The sequence below is a fragment of the Gardnerella massiliensis genome, from assembly GCF_003408845.1.
Lineage (GTDB): Bacteria > Actinomycetota > Actinomycetes > Actinomycetales > Bifidobacteriaceae > Bifidobacterium > Bifidobacterium vaginale_H.
In genome coordinates, this window is sequence record NZ_LRTV01000001.1 from 596367 (window position 1) to 613308 (window position 16942).

General features: G+C 47.3%; 7 protein-coding genes. All 7 read right to left on the bottom strand.

All coding sequences use genetic code 11. The features are described 5' to 3' along the window. Positions 1–49: 49 nt before the first annotated feature. Complete coding sequence (gene guaB, locus AXE77_RS02355) at positions 50–1594, bottom strand: IMP dehydrogenase (RefSeq protein ID WP_116711935.1); 1545 nt, start codon at positions 1592–1594, stop codon at positions 50–52. A gap of 249 nt (positions 1595–1843) precedes the next feature. Then, on the bottom strand, positions 1844–2947 hold the full coding sequence (locus tag AXE77_RS02360; protein WP_116711936.1) for an MraY family glycosyltransferase: 1104 nt from the start codon (positions 2945–2947) through the stop codon (positions 1844–1846). Positions 2948–3064: 117 nt separating this feature from the next. After that, a complete protein-coding gene (locus tag AXE77_RS02365; protein WP_116711937.1) occupies positions 3065–3757 on the bottom strand; it encodes an L-threonylcarbamoyladenylate synthase in 693 nt (230 codons plus the stop codon). Next, positions 3735–4670, bottom strand: a complete 936-nt coding sequence (gene prmC / locus AXE77_RS02370) for a peptide chain release factor N(5)-glutamine methyltransferase (protein WP_116711938.1) — start codon at positions 4668–4670, stop codon at positions 3735–3737. Before prmC ends, AXE77_RS02365 begins: the two co-directional genes overlap by 23 nt. A gap of 129 nt (positions 4671–4799) precedes the next feature. Next, a complete protein-coding gene (prfA, locus tag AXE77_RS02375; protein ID WP_116711939.1) occupies positions 4800–5897 on the bottom strand; it encodes a peptide chain release factor 1 in 1098 nt (365 codons plus the stop codon). 93 nt (positions 5898–5990) lie between these two features. Continuing rightward, the gene (rpmE, locus tag AXE77_RS02380; protein WP_004113085.1) at positions 5991–6203 is read right to left on the bottom strand and encodes a 50S ribosomal protein L31; all 213 of its coding nucleotides are present in this window, start codon (positions 6201–6203) and stop codon (positions 5991–5993) included. 129 nt (positions 6204–6332) lie between these two features. Next, the gene (locus tag AXE77_RS02385) at positions 6333–16658 is read right to left on the bottom strand and encodes an InlB B-repeat-containing protein (RefSeq protein WP_240612620.1); all 10326 of its coding nucleotides are present in this window, start codon (positions 16656–16658) and stop codon (positions 6333–6335) included. Positions 16659–16942 lie beyond the last annotated feature (284 nt).

Sequence of the window (16942 nt, forward strand, 5' to 3'; positions counted from 1 at the left end):
TTAAGATAGTTGCGATTTATACGCGACTTATACGCGACTTATACGCAATTTAGTTGTGGAAACCGCTGTAGTTTGGCGCTTCTGCAGTCATCACAATATCGTGAGGATGCGATTCGCGAAGGCCAGCATCCGTAATGCGAATAAAGCGGCCACGCTCCTGCATTTCCTTAATATTGTGCGCACCAACGTAGAACATGGACTGGTGCAAGCCGCCGAGAAGCTGGTAGAGAACAGCGTTAAGTGGACCGCGATATGGAACTTCGCCTTCAACGCCTTCTGGAACCACCTTGTCGGAGCTGGTAACGTCTGCCTGGAAGTAGCGATCCTTAGAATAAGACTTCTTACCGCGAGGAGCCATTGCGCCAAGCGAGCCCATGCCACGGTAAAGCTTGTACTGCTTGCCGTGAAGAAGAACCTTCTCGCCTGGAGCTTCCTCACAGCCGGCCAAAGTGCCGCCGAGCATAACGGTGTCCGCGCCCGCAACCAAAGCCTTAGCAATATCGCCGGAATAGTGAATACCGCCGTCAGCAATGCACGGAACGCCAGCAGCCTTGCAAGCCTGAGCTGCGTCGTAAACCGCGGTAAGCTGAGGCACACCAACGCCAGCAACAACGCGCGTGGTGCAAATAGAACCTGGGCCAACGCCAACCTTTACAGCGTCGACGCCAGCGTCAATCATGGCTTGCGCGCCCTGACGAGTGGCGATATTGCCACCAATAATCTGCACGCCATCGAAAGCCTTATCTGCCTTAATTCTGCGAATCATGTCGAGAGCCAAGCGAGCCTCGCCGTTTGCGGTATCAACTACGAGCACGTCGACGCCAGCTTCCATAAGCGCGCACGCACGCTGCCAAGCATCTCCAAGGAAGCCAATGCCAGCAGCCACACGCAAGCGGCCCTGATCATCCTTAGTAGCATCCGGATACTGCTCAGTCTTCACAAAGTCCTTAACAGTAATCAAGCCCGTAAGCTTACCTTCGGCATCAACCAAAGGCAACTTTTCAATCTTATTATCCGCAAGCAAGCGGTGAGCATCCTCTTTGGAAATATCGGAAGGACCAGTGACGAGATTTTCGCGAGTCATCACGTCCTTCACCTTCAAGCGGTCGTAATCTTCGGAAGCAATAAAACGCATATCGCGGTTGGTAATAATACCAACTAAACGATTTTCACTATCTACTACCGGCAAACCCGAAATATGGAAACGCCCGCACAATTTATCTAAATCTGCGAGCGTTGCGTCTGGGTGAACAGTAAGTGGGTCGGTAATCATGCCCGACTCGCTGCGCTTAACAATATCAACCTGCGCAGCTTGATCATCAATAGAAAGATTGCGGTGAAGTACGCCAATACCGCCGTTACGCGCCATGGCAATAGCCATATCGGACTCGGTAACAGTATCCATAGCTGCCGAAATAGTCGGCACTTTCATGGTAATTTCGCGAGTCAGACGAGTGGAAGTGTCCACTTCGGACGGGATAACATCAGTTTCGTTTGGAAGCAGCAGCACGTCGTCGTAAGCGAGACCGAGCTTCTCGAAAATTGGTGGAACAGGAGCATACACGGATTCCGTGTTCATATCAGTTGTAGCCATAGGGTTACTATACGTTTTCGCTATGACGTTTGCCGAAACTCCGACATACCAATAAAATTTTTAATTGCGTTGCTCTAGATTCACAAATATTCGTGTGGTGAGATTTGAGATTTTTCGCACTTAACTCGGACGCTTGTGCTTGTAAAGAAACTAACGGAATCTCGCCAAAAAGCGACAGTTACTATACAAGCGTGTAAAGAAAATGTTGAAAACTCGCGCCACACCAAGAAAAACAAAATTACGCAGTTGCTACGAATTGCGAAGCTCGGGCAGACGACGGCGCAAGTACGGCAGCATTGTGAGCACAGTAAGCAGCGCAGCAGCAACAATCATGCCAATCAAAACGTACATAGCCTTAAAGAACAGAATCATAATAGAGCCAAACGCAATCAGCGCCGCCCATCCCCATAAAATCAGCACCGCACCTTGCACGGAATGTCCGATGCGCAGCATGCGGTGATGCAAGTGCATGCGGTCCGGGTGCATTGGCGACTGACCTTTGGCAACGCGCCGCGTAATCGCCAGGCACATATCGAGAACCGGCAGGAACAGCACCAAAATCGGCAGCAGAATCGGCATAAACACAGGCAAATAAATGCTGGTGTGCACGGCAGAAGGATCCAAATGGCCGGTCATAATAATTGACGCGCACGTAATCAAGTAGCCGATTAGCATGGAGCCGGAGTCGCCCATAAAAAGTTTCGCAGGATGCCAATTGTGCAAAATAAAGCCGACGCACATTCCCACCATTGCAACGTCTATAAGCGTTGCCATTGATGCGTAGGATGGCGACGTGCGCGCGAGCATGTAGGAGTAGGTTGCGAAGGCGATGCCGCCGATTGCTACGATTCCGGAAGCGAGGCCGTCGAGTCCGTCCACGAAATTTACTGCGTTAATTGATGCCACGATAAGTATGGCGGTTATGGCGATTGACACGCTTGGCGAGGCCGTTACGAGGGAGCCGAGCGGCAAAGTTACGATTTGCAGCCCTCCCCACGCAACGAACACGGCTATAAGCAGCTGGCCGGCGAGTTTAAGCATCCAGTCTAAATCCCAAATATCGTCGCATACCCCAAGCAGGCATATCATGACTGCTCCGGCGAGCACCACCCACGGCTGGTGAGTTCCAGCAAAAAGCCCGGAAATAAAGGGCATTGAGCTTGCGAAAGCCATGGCGACTGCGAAACCAAAAAGCATACCCACCCCGCCCATTCGTGGAGTAGGAATCGTGTGCACGTCGCGCGCGCGAACTTTGCCGACGGCTCCCACTTGAATCGCAAGATGGCGCACAAGCGGCGTAATCAGCCACGTTGCTCCACCTGCAATTGCGGCGATAAATAGGTATACCCTCATCGGCTATGTCTTTCTGCTATTTTGATATTCGCTTGACTTTATTTGATTGTATCGATTTGACGGTACCGCAAAATTAGTAAATTATTTTCGCTACTTTCGCAACTTTCGCTACTTTCGTTACTTTCGCAAAGCCTCGCGGATTTCACCTTCCGAAATCACGCCTTCACGCAAAATCACGATGCCGTCTTCGTCGTTTGAATCCGCGCCAACTACCGTGCTTGCCACATGCGAGCGAGTTGGCCCCGCGTTCAAATACAGCGGAATTTCGTTGCCGAAAGCCGCAAACGCTTCTTCCACGCTGTCTGCACTTTCGTTACCACTGCGATTCGCGCTAGAAGCAGCCAAAGGGCCGGTAACGCGCAAAATTTGCATTAATTCCGGGCAATCCGGCACACGCACGCCTTGAGTTGCTTCAGTTTCTTGAGTTTGCGCATCAGTTTGCGCATCGTTTTGCGCATCGTTTTCATTCATTTTGCACAGCGTTGCAAGATTTGAAGCAATCGAACCTTTTTTCGCGCGCGCAATCGGAGAATATCCGCCCGGAAGGAACTTTTTAGCTAAAATATCCAGCGGAGACGGCAAATACAGCCCAAGTTTTTCTAAGTCCCCCACTCCGCTCATTAAAATTTGCAGCGCCTTTGTGCGCGGCCTGCGCTTAAGTTCGTAAATTTTGGCAACCGCGGCTTCATTGAACGGGTCGCAAGCCACGCCGTAAACGGTGTCGGTCGGCACTACGATTACGCCGCCTTCGTTAATAATTTGCGCTGCCATTTGCAGTGATTCTTCGCTAATATTGCAAATTTTGCTCATTTTTTGCCTCTTTTTCGCATATTACAAATCTTGCTCTGTTTGTTAAATCGTTTTTGACTTTTGCGCTGATAAATCCTATGTTTTTTGCATAATCTGCAAGCGCCTCACCTTGCGAAATATCGTGCTCCATCACCATCGCTCCCCCGCAACGAAGCAGCGCAAAAGCCGCGCGCATAATTTGCTCCGGAATACGCAAGCCGTCCACAGAACCGCCGTACAACGCAACCGGCGGATCGTATTCTCGCACCTCAACCTGTTCCGGCACCTGATTTTCCGGCACGTATGGAGGATTCGTGATTACTAAGTCTACTTTGCCGCAAATTTGCGCGAGTTCCGGCGTTAAATCCGAAATATGCGCTTTGGTTGCGTCTGCAAGCACAGCGTGATAGCGACTGGGAATCTGCAGATTTTCCTGCTTTTTTGCAGTTTCTTCAAAATTTTTTCGCAAATATTGGAAGGCTTCGGGAGATTTTTCTACAGCCCACACTTGCGCGTCCGCAACTTCCGTCACCACCGACAATCCAATCGCTCCCGAACCTGCGCATAAATCAACTACCGTGGGCTTGCTAATACCAGATTCTCGCAACCAATCCAATCCAGCTTCAACAACAACTTCTGTTTCGAGCCGCGGCACAAAAACGCCTTTTCCAACCTGCAAATCCAAGTAGCGAAAAGGCGCGCGACCAACAATATGCTGCAACGGCTCTCTTGAAGCACGCCTAGTTACAAAATCACTATATTTGCCAGCATAATCAGGCGAAAAATCACCTAAATCGCCAAGTATTAGCGCCTTGTTCAGCTCAGCTAAGCTCACGCCGCACGCCTTAGCCAGCAGCAAACGCGCGTCGTATTCCGCCGACTCCACGCCTGCTTTACGAAGACGCGCAATAGCATTTTGCAAAAGTTCGCGCATTTTAAGAACCGTTTGGAAATTTTATTTAGTTTACTTAACTTACTTACTTAACTTACTTACTTAACTTACTTACTTAAGTTACTTACTTAAGTTACTTACTTAAGTTACTTACTTAACGTACTTGGCTACTTACTTGGCTTGCGCTAAGCGGTCGGCTTCATCTGCTTGAATATCGCTGTCGATAACCGGCTGCAAGTCGCCGTTAAGCACCTGGTCAAGATTGTAAGCTTTGTAGTTCGTGCGATGATCCACAATACGATTTTCTGGGAAATTGTACGTGCGGATTCGCTCAGAGCGGTCGAGAGAACGCACCTGCGAGTGGCGCATATCCGCCGCCTCCTGAGCCTCCTGCTCGTGCTTCATGGCAAGCAAACGCGACTTTAACACGCGAAGTGCTGCCGCACGGTTTTGAATCTGCGACTTTTCGTCTTGCATGCTCACCACAATGCCGGTTGGAATATGCGTCATGCGAACTGCGGAATAAGTAGTGTTCACGGACTGTCCGCCAGGGCCGGAGCTCATGAAAATGTCGATTTTCAGATCTTTTGGATCGATTTCGATTTCGTCGTCATCTTCGTCTGCTTCTGGGAACACGATTACGCCGGCTGCGGAAGTTTGTATGCGCCCCTGCGATTCCGTAACTGGGATGCGCTGCACGCGGTGAACTCCACCCTCATACTTCATGCTTGCCCACACGCCGTCTTCTGGAGCAGGCGTGCCTTTTGCACGAATCGCAAGCTGCACGTCTTTTACGCCGCCAAGTTCAGTTGAATTTTCGCTTTGGATTACGGTAGTCCAGCCGCGCTTTTCTGCGTAGCGCATGTACATACGCAATAGATCGCCAGCAAATAGAGCCGCTTCCTCGCCGCCCGTGCCAGCTTTAATTTCCATAATCATATCGCGCGCGTCGTCCGGATCCCTAGGGATCAGTGCCGTGCGAAGCTTTTCTTTTGCTGCTGGAAGTTGCGCTTCTAAACGCTTAGCTTCTTCAGCGAAATCTGGGTCGTCGCTTGCCATTTCGTTTGCTGCTTCGAAGTCGTCGCAAAGCTGCTTGTAGTTGAGGTAAGCGTTTACGATTGAGCCGAGTTCTGCGTGCCTACGGCCGAGTTTGCGAATGGCGTCCGGATTTGACGCAACTTCCGGGCTTCCCATACGACTTTCAATATCGCGGTATTCTTCTAACGCGGTAACTGCTGCCGGGAATTGTTCCTCTACTGACTCAGCCATCATATTCCTTAAGTTGAAAGTATTTAATTGAGCACACAAAACGCCAGCCCCGATTCCGCGAGTTACACGAAAGCAGGGCTGGCGTCACAAAAGCTACTTAGTCTTCTTACCGTAGCGCTTCTCGAAGCGAGCCACGCGGCCGCCGGTGTCGAGAATCTTCTGCTTGCCGGTATAGAATGGGTGGCACTTTGAGCACACGTCAACCGTCATGTGATCTCCATCAGCGGTGGAACGGGTTACAAAAGTGTCTCCGCAAGAGCAGGTAACCTGCACTGCGTGATAGTCGGGATGAATACCCTGCTTCATAATGTCTCCTATGGAATTCGGGCGACCCGGGTCGCAAAGCCCCAATAGCTTAGCGTGAACCGGAACCTTTGCGATTCTAGTCACCACCCTCGACTCACGTCGATTAGCTTTCTCGGTTAGCTTTCTCGATTAGCTTTCTTTAGACCGACGCTTGCGATGGTGCTTACCAGTTTTTGTTATGGAAATACCGAGTGCGGCGAGCGCTGCGGACCATGCGGTAGCTGCCATTGCGGCAGTTGTGTCGCTACCAGTGTTGGCGAGCTTCGGCTCCGGCTTTGCTTCCGACTCCGGCTTTGCTTCCGAATCTGGCGTCGTGACTGAATCTTTCGGCAAGGCATTTGCGCCTGGAAGCGGGCACTCGCACGGCTCAGGATTCACACAAGATCCCTGATCTGGCGTTGGCTCATCATCCAAATCGATGTCGAAGTCCCAATCTGGCGTCTCATCTTCTTCTGGGGTTGGCTCCGGAGTTGGCGTTGGCTGCGGTTCCGGCGCTGGTTCAGGCGTTGGCGCTGGCTCAGGCTCAGGAATCACATCAATTTCCATAGTAACTTCCGCTTCGCGACCGTACTCGTCGGTAGTAGTAAACGTTAGCTCAACTTTTGGCTTGCCATTCACAATCTTCGGAGTGCCGGAAATTGTGCATGCAGTGCCATTGCAGTCTGCGCTAATGCCGTTTACAGAAGTTAAGCCTTTAGTAAGCAACTGACTAATAGCTTGCAAACTAAAGTTCGTGAAAACACCCTCGCGAACAGAACCACTAAACTTGAACTTCATCTTCTTCATCTTCTCGAAGTTTGCAGTAATAATGGTTTCGCTCGTTGATTGAGACTTTGGAAGCGAAATCTCTGGATTTACGCCAGCATCACGCAAAAGCTGCTTCAACTGCGCAAAATTGGCTTCACGATTTCCACGAATCTTCGCTGCAAGTGTTGGATTACCTGCTTCATCAGCAAGCTCAGCAAGCACTTCTCGCTTATTTTCAAAAGCCTCCCTATTAATCTCAATATTGAGATTAATATTACTCAAATCTATTCCAGCTTCTCGCGCCAAATTCTTCAACGCTTCTATTGAAGAATTCTTGGAATTGGAGATTTGCTTGGCAATCCATGGCTTTCCAGCATCTTCAGCAAGTTTTACAAGCGCTTCTCGCTGTTCGTCAAAAGCATCACTGTCAATTTCATTCCCTAGATCAGCATGTCTCAAATCTATTCCAGCTTCTCGCGCTAAATTCTCCAACGCTTCTATTGAAGAATTCTTGGAATTGGAAATTTGCTTGACAATCCATCGCTTTCCAGCATCATTAGCAAGTTTTACAAGCAAAGCCTTTATACGCTCAGTCTCAGCAGCTTTGTAAACATCACTGTGCTCTTTACGAAGCTTTTCCCTAATATTTTGCAAGAAATCATTAGAGTTACGAATTTCATCAGCTAGATCACTATAACCCTTATCTTCAGCAGCCTTAGCTAATGCTTCACGCTGAGCAACGTAGTCATTGTAGATTTGCTCCTTATGTTCCTTTCGCGCTTCTTCTAACAGATTTTGCAAAGCCACAAGCGTAGAGTTATGGGAATTACGAATCAGCTTAGCCATATATGGCATACCATCCATAATTGCCATTCGAGACAAAGCTATACGCTCTTTACTAGTAGCTTTATGCTGATCTGCTGGAGCTACTGGCTTTTCGATCGTCTCAGACGACCAATCCTTAAACACATAGCCAGCATTTGCAAGCACATCTGGAATGTAATCCTTTATTGCAGACTCTTTGCCATTACGCACCCAGTATGTGTGCATTGGCGACCGCATGGTTCCGCCATTGCCAGCTACATACGTCACCTTTGTGTAGTTTTCAGCAATAAATTCATATTCCTTCGTACCTTTTTCTGGCAAATCTTGATCCGCAATCACTTGTGGAAGCACGCGAATATGTACCTTAATCGGAACAGTATCAATTCCTCCCTTATCATTCCTGCGACTAACGTTTACTACAACCGTGGTAATACCCGGCTTAGCAATTTCTTCGCCAGCTTTGTTCACGCCAGCACCTTGCATACCAACAATACTAGGGTTCGAATCAGCATCCTTTCCGCGCACAAGACCATAAGGACCAGGCATGCCGTCGCCAACACTCAGAATAATATCCGACGCGTTCACATCGTCAACATGCGCCTGGTTTGCAACATATACGCGAGTTTTCTTTTCATTATCATTACTTGACGGAGCATTGGATTTTTTACCAGCAGCATCATAAATAGACCAGCCACCAAAACCAACAAGCTGTTCTTCTAATGTATCAGCTTTATTCTTAATGTCACCGTAATAGTTTTTACTATTTGGATCGAAGTAGAACACCTTCGGATTGTAAGTACCGTCAGTCCACCTTCTACCAAAACCTGGTAAGAAGACATACGGCACGTAATTATCCGGAATTTTCTCTTTGCCGCCAGGCTTCAACACGTTATCCACTTTTCTAAAGACAGCTCTAAACTTAGTGTCTTCAGTAAACCGCATCGTAGCAATTTGTTCTTTAGTGTAAAGCTTTGTATTTGGCGAGCTATCCGTATTAACAGAACGTTCTTCAGCAGGAGATGTTGCGTTAGGTGCAGATGCAGTTGCAAACAGAGCTAACATTGGCAAAGGAGTTGCAGGTAAGCTAGCACGCGCTGCAGGCACGGTACTGCCCTTAACCATCTCCCAACCAAGAAACTCGTAGTGGAAGCTATTTTGATCGTACTTTTTGCCAGTAACTTGAGGAGCTTTTACGCCCGTATTAGGTGGTTTTACACCACTTTCTTTCCCATCAGATTTCCAAACGTAATATTTTTCACGGCCTTCAAAACTACCTTCAGTACCATCTGGCTTCTCAAACTCTACCTTAACGTAATTTCCATTCTTCTTTGTAACAAAATCAATCTCACCGGATTTGCCAATAACTGGTGAGTTCTCAGTCTGCTGAGAACCAGAACCAGGCTGAGTATCATCCTTCGGCAAGCTGTCTGAATACATCAGCTGATAGATTATCTTTAAGCGTCCTACAAGGTTATAAGTCTTGTAATCTTCTGCATCCTTATACTTGATTGTCACTTTCAAAGGAACAGTGTACAAAGCAGGCTTCTTAAGCATTTTCTGCTTGAACTTATTTTTCTCAGCTTCAGTTGGAAAATCGTATTCGACTTTTATGTCTTCTACTTCCTTTTTCAAAGCAGCATCATATTTCAAAGCAGCTTCTGCTTTGAGTTCAGACATATTAGTTATAAAATCGGTTAACTTTGGAAGCGAATCTTCCTTATCTTGCACAGCAACCAAGTAATCAGTCTGCACTTTTGGCTCTGGCCAAGCTTCTTGATCTGCCACGAACTCTTGGAATGGTTTATCAACTTTCCAATTCGAGACATCATCTATAGGCGTTACTTCTTCTTTGCCATTAATCATACTGCTTCGATTCCAAGTTCCCTTAGCATTGGTTAGGTTTTCTTGAAGCCTCGTCAACGCACTAGTAGAATCGTTAGCAGTGTAAGGAATTTTCGAAAGATCAGTGCCCTTCTTCACATAGAACACCTTAGGACCGCTTGTCTTGTCCTTCCACAATCGCCCTGGTGCAGGCTTGAAGATTGCAATTACAGAATCTTCTGGAACTGTTCCATTGTCGGACGAACTCGAGAAGTAGTCGATTCGCTTGTAAATAGCGTGGTAAGTTACGCCGTCTTGCAAATTCACATTCTCGTAGCGGTCGCTTGAATTTATGTCAAACGTCTGCTCTTGCTTCTTCTCCTCTGGCTTCGGCGCACCAGAAGAAGGATTGCTAGAAGAAGTCGTACCAGAAGAAGGCGTACTAGTAGTCGGTTCTACAACTTTCGTCGCCCAACCCTTAAACACGTAGTGGTAATGCTGGTCGCTGTAATCATTGCCGAAGGCTTGCGGCACGCGGATTCTAACATCCTTACCCTTATAAACGTACGCAGTAAGCGTAGTTATTCCGCTAGTAGAAGAACCAGTATTACCTCCATCGTGACCAATAATAGTGCCTTCATCATTCTTACCGGTAAAGGTAATCGGCACGTAGTCGTCAGCGTGCTTGCTGCCGTACTCTGTAGCCTTAAACTTCTCCCAATCGCTTTTGTACACCAAATCTGGCAGCACGCGGTACAGCACTTCAGTTTCAGCAGTGTTTCCATCAAGCTTCACTTGCACTTTAATCTTGTGCAAACCTGGAGTGCTGTCAAACCTTTCGCCTTGCGCAAAGCTGAACTTAGCGTTACTTGGATACTTATCAGCATTCTTTATAAGCTCTTTAGCTGAATTATCATCCAGACTCAAAGCATCTGTTGGCTTCAAAACCTTAGTATCGATTGCAACAGGAGCTTTTAGCTTGAATTTAACAGTGTAAATTACTTCAGGGCTATTCTGCTCTTCGGAGCGAATCGGCAAACGATTTACGCCGGGAGCATACTTAAGCGTCGCAGAGCCAGCATCAGACGAACCGATTTGCGAAGTCCAGACATCAAACTCATATCCAGGCTTCGCTTTTACTGTTGGAAGCGGCATCTGGTATGCCTTCGTGCCCTTAATTGCATCGTACACAAGAGCAGAGCCGTTAGCTACATTGTTTCCTTGCCAGTCAACAACGCTGCCCATAGAGCTTTGGTTATCAGCCACTTTGAACACGTAGCGCGTGTAGTGATCTGGGCGAGCTTGACCATCGTTCTCGCGCTTAAGCACGCGAACGTCTTTATATTTGAAGGTGATTTCAGGAATCTCATTAACATCCTGCTTGCCATATTCGTCAGTTTTATAAGTAAAACTATTCTGCGTAGTTTCCGGCATAAAGCCTTCAATCGGCTTGTAGAACGCTACGTCGTACTTTCTGTTTACAGAGCTGACTTCGCTTTCTGGAAGAAGATCCTTGCCGTCTTGATCAATATACTTTACCTTATACTTGCGCGTATTGTACGTTTGGTAAATAAACTCGCCAGTATTCTGATCCTCGTCCTTCGAGGCTTCAAAGCTCGTGAACTGCTTATCTGGGAAGTGCGTTTCGTCACTGTAGACTGCTTCCGCATTGTAGCGCAAATGCTCGCGCAAGCCGGAAACCGTTTGAGTAGAAATGTGATCCACCATCGCGGCCTTGGCTGCAGCATCAGTAGCATTCTTATAATCAGCAATCGTGTACTCAGGCTTTAAGAATATGTGCTTAAAAGTACCGTTGTAGCGAGTATCCTTAACCCACACTGCATCAAGCTTTATATCTTCGACTACTTTATTGCCGAAAGCGTACGGAAGTTTTGTGCCGTTCTTGTCAATTTCCCAGCCGTAGAAATCGTAGCCTTTGCGCGTTGGAGTGGTTATGTCCTTCTTTTCGTCAATAACATGGTAGTGATTGAACTCCAACTTTTTAACTACGTCGGAGCCACTTATTTCATTGCCGTTTTCGTCAGTTTTCGGCATATGGTAGTCAAACGTTACAGTGTGCTTAATATTAGTTGGCTTACCCCACGCAGCGTAAAGCTTAATGCCGTTGACTGGCACTGTAAAATCTTTAGTTTCGCCTTTAGCTTTGCCGTCGCCTTCAGCGCCTTCACTATTGTCATTTATCTTGCCATTTATAAGATGAATACCGGCTTGATCAACGGCCCATCCTTTAAACACGTAGTCTTCTGGCAAATTATCAGGGCGAACGATGGAGTAAGTCTTGCCGTTAAGCTTGAAAGTGTACTTTCCATCGAACTGCTTAGACGTATCGCCAGCATTGTCTTTAGTTACAGAAGCATCGTAAGACGTATCGTTTCCGTATAAGTCTGCATCTTCGCCCGTCAAATCTTTTTTGCCGCGCTTAGACAAGCTATACTCAAACGGCAGTTCTTCTTTAGCAGCGTCACTGCCGTCCTTTATAGCATTGCCATCCGCATTATAAAACTGCACAGCGTACTTCTGGCGGTCGTACCTAAACTCAAGTGGTTTGTTATCATCAAATTCTTGTTCATCACCGTGATAATTTTCTTGTTCATCTACTGGAACGCCCCTATACTTTCGAAATGCTAAATGATACTTTTTAGCAAAATCTTTCTGCTCATCCTCACTTAAATCATCCCAATCCCCATGAGCATGAGATTCGTTATACCACACTTCCAGATTTTCTTCAAAGTCTCCTTTATCAAGGGCACCACCAACTCTTGCCGTATCATAACCATCAGCAGGATTAAAACCAGCAATAGATGGAGCTGGATAATCATAGTCAGCGCTAGGAGTATCATCTTTGCTATAAGAATCGGTAGAAAGCTCATAATCGTCCTCGCTTATGTCACCACCCTTTTTAGCAGAGGCAATACTTTGCTTCCTAATAATCACCTGTATAGGCTGACTTTGATTACTTTTATCAGCAGTAAGCAGACGCTGATTATCTTTTAACTCGTGTGTAACTTGAGGGTTATGCTCAGGGTCATCGCTAATTTTAGGTATTACTTTGTCTTTTGGATTTTTTTTAAAAGCAGCACGCCAACGAGGGTCAGCAAATTCTTCTTTAGTAAAACGATACGGAGGAGTGTCACGATACTTTACAACCCCTGCAAATCCAAGCTGCCACCCTAAAGAGCCTTCTCCCTCTTTACTAAAATATAATTCATTTACATCAGGCCAAATATCAGTAAGCTTTTGACCGTAACGAACATTTACGCGGTAGCCTTTATGGTTAATCTCAGTGCCATGCTCATCCTTGTCTTTACCAACATACTTATCTGAGCAACCGCCACCGCCAGCATAGCAATAAATAGTTGTTTTGCCGTTTTCATCTTTTCTTTTTATAGCAGCATTGTCACCATTATCTACGCCAGCCGGCTTAGCAAAAATAAGCTCATAAGTATTGCGATCGTAAACTAAGTTAAGAGTGTTGTTTAAGTCGTTCGCGCAAAGCTGCGATTTACTACGTTTGCCTAAATCTGGACGACCCGGCACAAAATCATGTTGCTCATCGTTAAGCTTTTTAGTAAGATCCTTATTCACGTGGAAGTAGCGCGTGAATATGTCCTTGTAAACTCTATTATCCCAATTAGGGGTTTTAGCATCAATAGGACCTGTAACATACTTACCGCTAGAATCTTTAAGGTAATTGCTTTCGGCACCAGGATTCGTGGTATCATACCCGTCTAAGTCTGTTACATGCGTATCGTTCATCCAGTTGAACTTTGCAATTAAGCCAGTTTCGTGTTTAGAATCTTTGCCTTGCAACTCTTCTTTAGTTAAGCCAAGCTCCGGGTTCTTTACATAATCAGTTTCGCTTGCGCCATTAAGCTTACTAGCATCATCAACAACGCCAGCGTCATTCATCTTATCAAGCGCAACTTCACTGTCTGTTTGCACATTCTGGCGCTCAACAAGACCAACAAAGTCGTAGTTTGCAAGCGAATTCGGATGCTCTTTGTCAACTAAATCTGCCTTCTGCACCCACACGTTCACGCGGTAGCTGGTAGTATTGTTAGCTTCCCAAACTGCGCGGAACTTAACATCGTGATCTGGCATAATGTAGTTATGCGCTTCATTAGTTACAGACCTATTAGAAGCACTTGAGCGATTATTATTATCCCCCGAGAGATTAGTATTATCCCCCGGTTGTACTATCTCCCACCCAAGGAAGTGATGACCACGATACGTAGGTTCTGGAACCTCAGGCACTTTCTGGCCATAATACACTTTTTGAGCAGTAACATCCGTGCCGCCAGCAGAATCGTACGTAACTTCATACGCTTTACGGTAGTAGCGAAGGTTCAAAACTAGCTTGTCTTTTTCGTCTTCAGAATCCGAAAGCGGCGAGCTAATAAGATTATGCTCCGGTTCGTAGCCTGGAATATACGTTGAAACAGCTGTTACATTCGAGCCAACTGTGCCCGTAATCTCTGTAACGTGTATAAGTTCTGAAGTTGTTGTAACTTTGCCATTCTTGTCTTTAGTTTTATGTTCTACAACAATAGGCTTGCCAATATTAGGCGCTTCATCAAACGTATCCTTATCCTTGAGATTCTGCACCAAGTGACGCACATAGTACTTAGCTGTTTTAGGAGCGTAGTTGATGTTCAACTCGCCATAGTACTGAATGCCATCTTCTGCTTTTGGTTGCGTAGAGGACGAAGGTTGCGGATTTGTAGTTGCTTGAGATGATGAGGCTTGCGGAGCTTGAGCGCCGTTATTGCCCCCAACAGCCGGCCTTTCCTTTACAGCGTAATCAGTAATCAGCTTCTTGCTTAAACGCAAGTAGCGAACAGCATCCGCATCCGTGCCATCGTCAATAACGAACTTGCTGTTATTTCCCTCAACTTTTTTAACGTAGTACTGGTAATCACCGGAGTGATATACGGACGGGCGGTATCCAGCAGCCTTTGGAAGCTCAATGTATTCGTACTTTTCGTTTTTGCCGAGATTATTTAAGAAGTCTTCGTCAATCGTAAGCTCGTACGGCTGCACAAGTTGCTTATTCGCAGCACCACCAATCGTGTAGCGAATTTTCAAATTGTACGTAGCTCTTGGCTTTTTGTCGGTTTGTACCTGACCATTGGCTTCACTGGTGCTGCCAGCCGTTGGATTATCCGTATTCGGCTTAATTACCTGGCTATTTGGATCAGTTGCTGTATTAGTTGTTGTTGTGCCAGTGTTCGGTGTGCCAGTGTTCGGTGTGCCAGCGTTTGGAGTAGAAGAAGGTGAAGTCGTTGGCTGATTGTTCGAAGTAGACCGATTCTGTGAATCAGAGTTCGATGAAGTAGTTGAAGGCGTGCCGTTTTTATCTTCGCCTGCACCTTGTGCACCTTGCCCCCCTTGAGCATTGGCATTGCCTTCTGCACTTGGGGTCGCTGCAGTTCCAGCACCAGCATTAGATGCTGTACTTGCAGGAGTTACAGGAGTAGACGGTGTAACTGTATTAGCTGCAGGGGTCACAGCAGGAGATGTAGGCGCATTATTTGCAGAAGGTTCAGCAGGAGATGCAGGCGCGCTTGTTGTTGTAGTAGGTACACTACTCCCGTCGGAAGCACTATCGCCGCTCCCAACAGACCTACGAACACGCCTCCTTGACGCATTTGCAGCACTTACTGTATTCGTATTTTCTTCGTGAGTGCTTGAAGGTTGTGCGCTTGTATTCTGCTCGCTTGCAGGTTTCGCGCTTTCAGCATTTCCAGGCTGTTTATTTTCAGTTGGCTTAACCTCAGCAGGCTTAGCGTCACCATCTTTAGCCACTTCCGGTTGCTTTGTTTCTGCCGGCTTCACGTCCGGCTTTACTTCTGTTGGCTTTGCAGCAACAGGCTGCGTCTGCGTCTGCTGAGACGACTGCGGATTTGCTGGCTCCGTTTTAGCCACTGGCTGCGTCGCCTGCGTCTGCTGAGACGGCTGCGCGCTATTAGCTGGTTGTGCAGACTGCGGCTCTACCGGAGTCTTCGCAGCTGGCTTTACCTCGGGCTGATTCGTAGTTGCCGGCTTTGGAACTGTCGTATTCTCAGCAGCCGGCTTTGAAACTTCTGGCTTCACAGCAGGAGCGGCAGCAGGCGTAGCCGCGGCCGGTTTAGCAGATACAGCCGGTACAACGGGTGCAACAGGTTGCGCTACATGATTATCGGCAACATTTACTGGAGCAGCAGGCGCAGGAGCAGTAACAGACGCAGCAACAGGCGCAGCCGCGGCCGGCTTAGCAGACGCAGGCGCACTCACAGACGTATTTGCCGGCACACTTACCGCATCGGTCACAGACTTAGGTTGGGTCTGCTGCACTGCAGAACCCTGAATCTTATCCTTTATTTGACTACTAGATTTCTCCGTCGCTGGCTTCTGCACTTCTTGCGTACGCTGAACAATCTTATCCCCAGCATCCTTAGCAGATCTACGTGAATGTACGCTCACACTACTATCACGCGAAGCAGTATGATCAGCAGAAACATGCTCACCTTCGCGCAAACCAGTCAAATCTGAACCGCTAAAACCAGCTCCAAGCAAAGCAGACTTGCCAGCAGCAGAGCCACGCAATCCCAAATCATTGCGCTTCCCAGCACCAGACGCATCAACCTCACCAGCATTATGAGAATCAGCATTATGAGAATCAGCACTCTCGCCGGATTTTGCCAACTCACGAAGAGACGCAGCCCTAAGCGCCTCCTCCTCAATAGCCTTACGACCAAGATCCACCAACCGCTTAGTCTGCACACTCTTGTTCAGCACGCCAGCGCCCCAACGCTGCATGTTCAATTCGTCAGAATCAGGCCTACCCTTGCCCATTTTTCGCGTCGCACTAGACGCATTAACAATATCTTTTTGAGTAGGTTGCAGCGCAGAAGCCACAACCGACGGCAGCATCATAGCCAAAGTCGAAGCGACAGCAACACCTGCAACACCAGTACGCAGAGCACGAGAACGCTTCACGGCATGAGCCTTACGAAGCGTTTTCTTTGGTGATTTACCATGCAAATTACTACGATCTACCATCAATTCTCCTTATTCCAATCCATCTCAATGCAGCGCATACTGTGCCTCAATATGCCGTAACCAGCCCACACATACGTACCATACATTAGTACAGTATGCATACGTAAAATAAACAAACGCTACATGCTTTCACGCAATACCGCCAACCTATTGCATAAGCATGCACGATCAACTCATCTATGTGCGAGAGATGTGCGCAATACACACAGCTCACACGCACTATGCAAAACTGCAATACTCGAAGTACCTTGTCTATAATACACCAAAATGCGTACCCCCCCCCC

Excerpts from the sequence above, each read along its gene's own strand:
- prmC (WP_116711938.1), bottom strand. The coding sequence starts at position 4,670 with ATGCGCGAACTTTTGCAAAATGCTATTGCGCGTCTTCGTAAAGCAGGC.
- AXE77_RS02360 (WP_116711936.1), bottom strand. The coding sequence starts at position 2,947 with ATGAGGGTATACCTATTTATCGCCGCAATTGCAGGTGGAGCAACGTGG.
- guaB (WP_116711935.1), bottom strand. The coding sequence starts at position 1,594 with ATGGCTACAACTGATATGAACACGGAATCCGTGTATGCTCCTGTTCCA.
- AXE77_RS02385 (WP_240612620.1), bottom strand. The coding sequence starts at position 16,658 with ATGGTAGATCGTAGTAATTTGCATGGTAAATCACCAAAGAAAACGCTT.
- prfA (WP_116711939.1), bottom strand. The coding sequence starts at position 5,897 with ATGGCTGAGTCAGTAGAGGAACAATTCCCGGCAGCAGTTACCGCGTTA.
- rpmE (WP_004113085.1), bottom strand. The coding sequence starts at position 6,203 with ATGAAGCAGGGTATTCATCCCGACTATCACGCAGTGCAGGTTACCTGC.
- AXE77_RS02365 (WP_116711937.1), bottom strand. The coding sequence starts at position 3,757 with ATGAGCAAAATTTGCAATATTAGCGAAGAATCACTGCAAATGGCAGCG.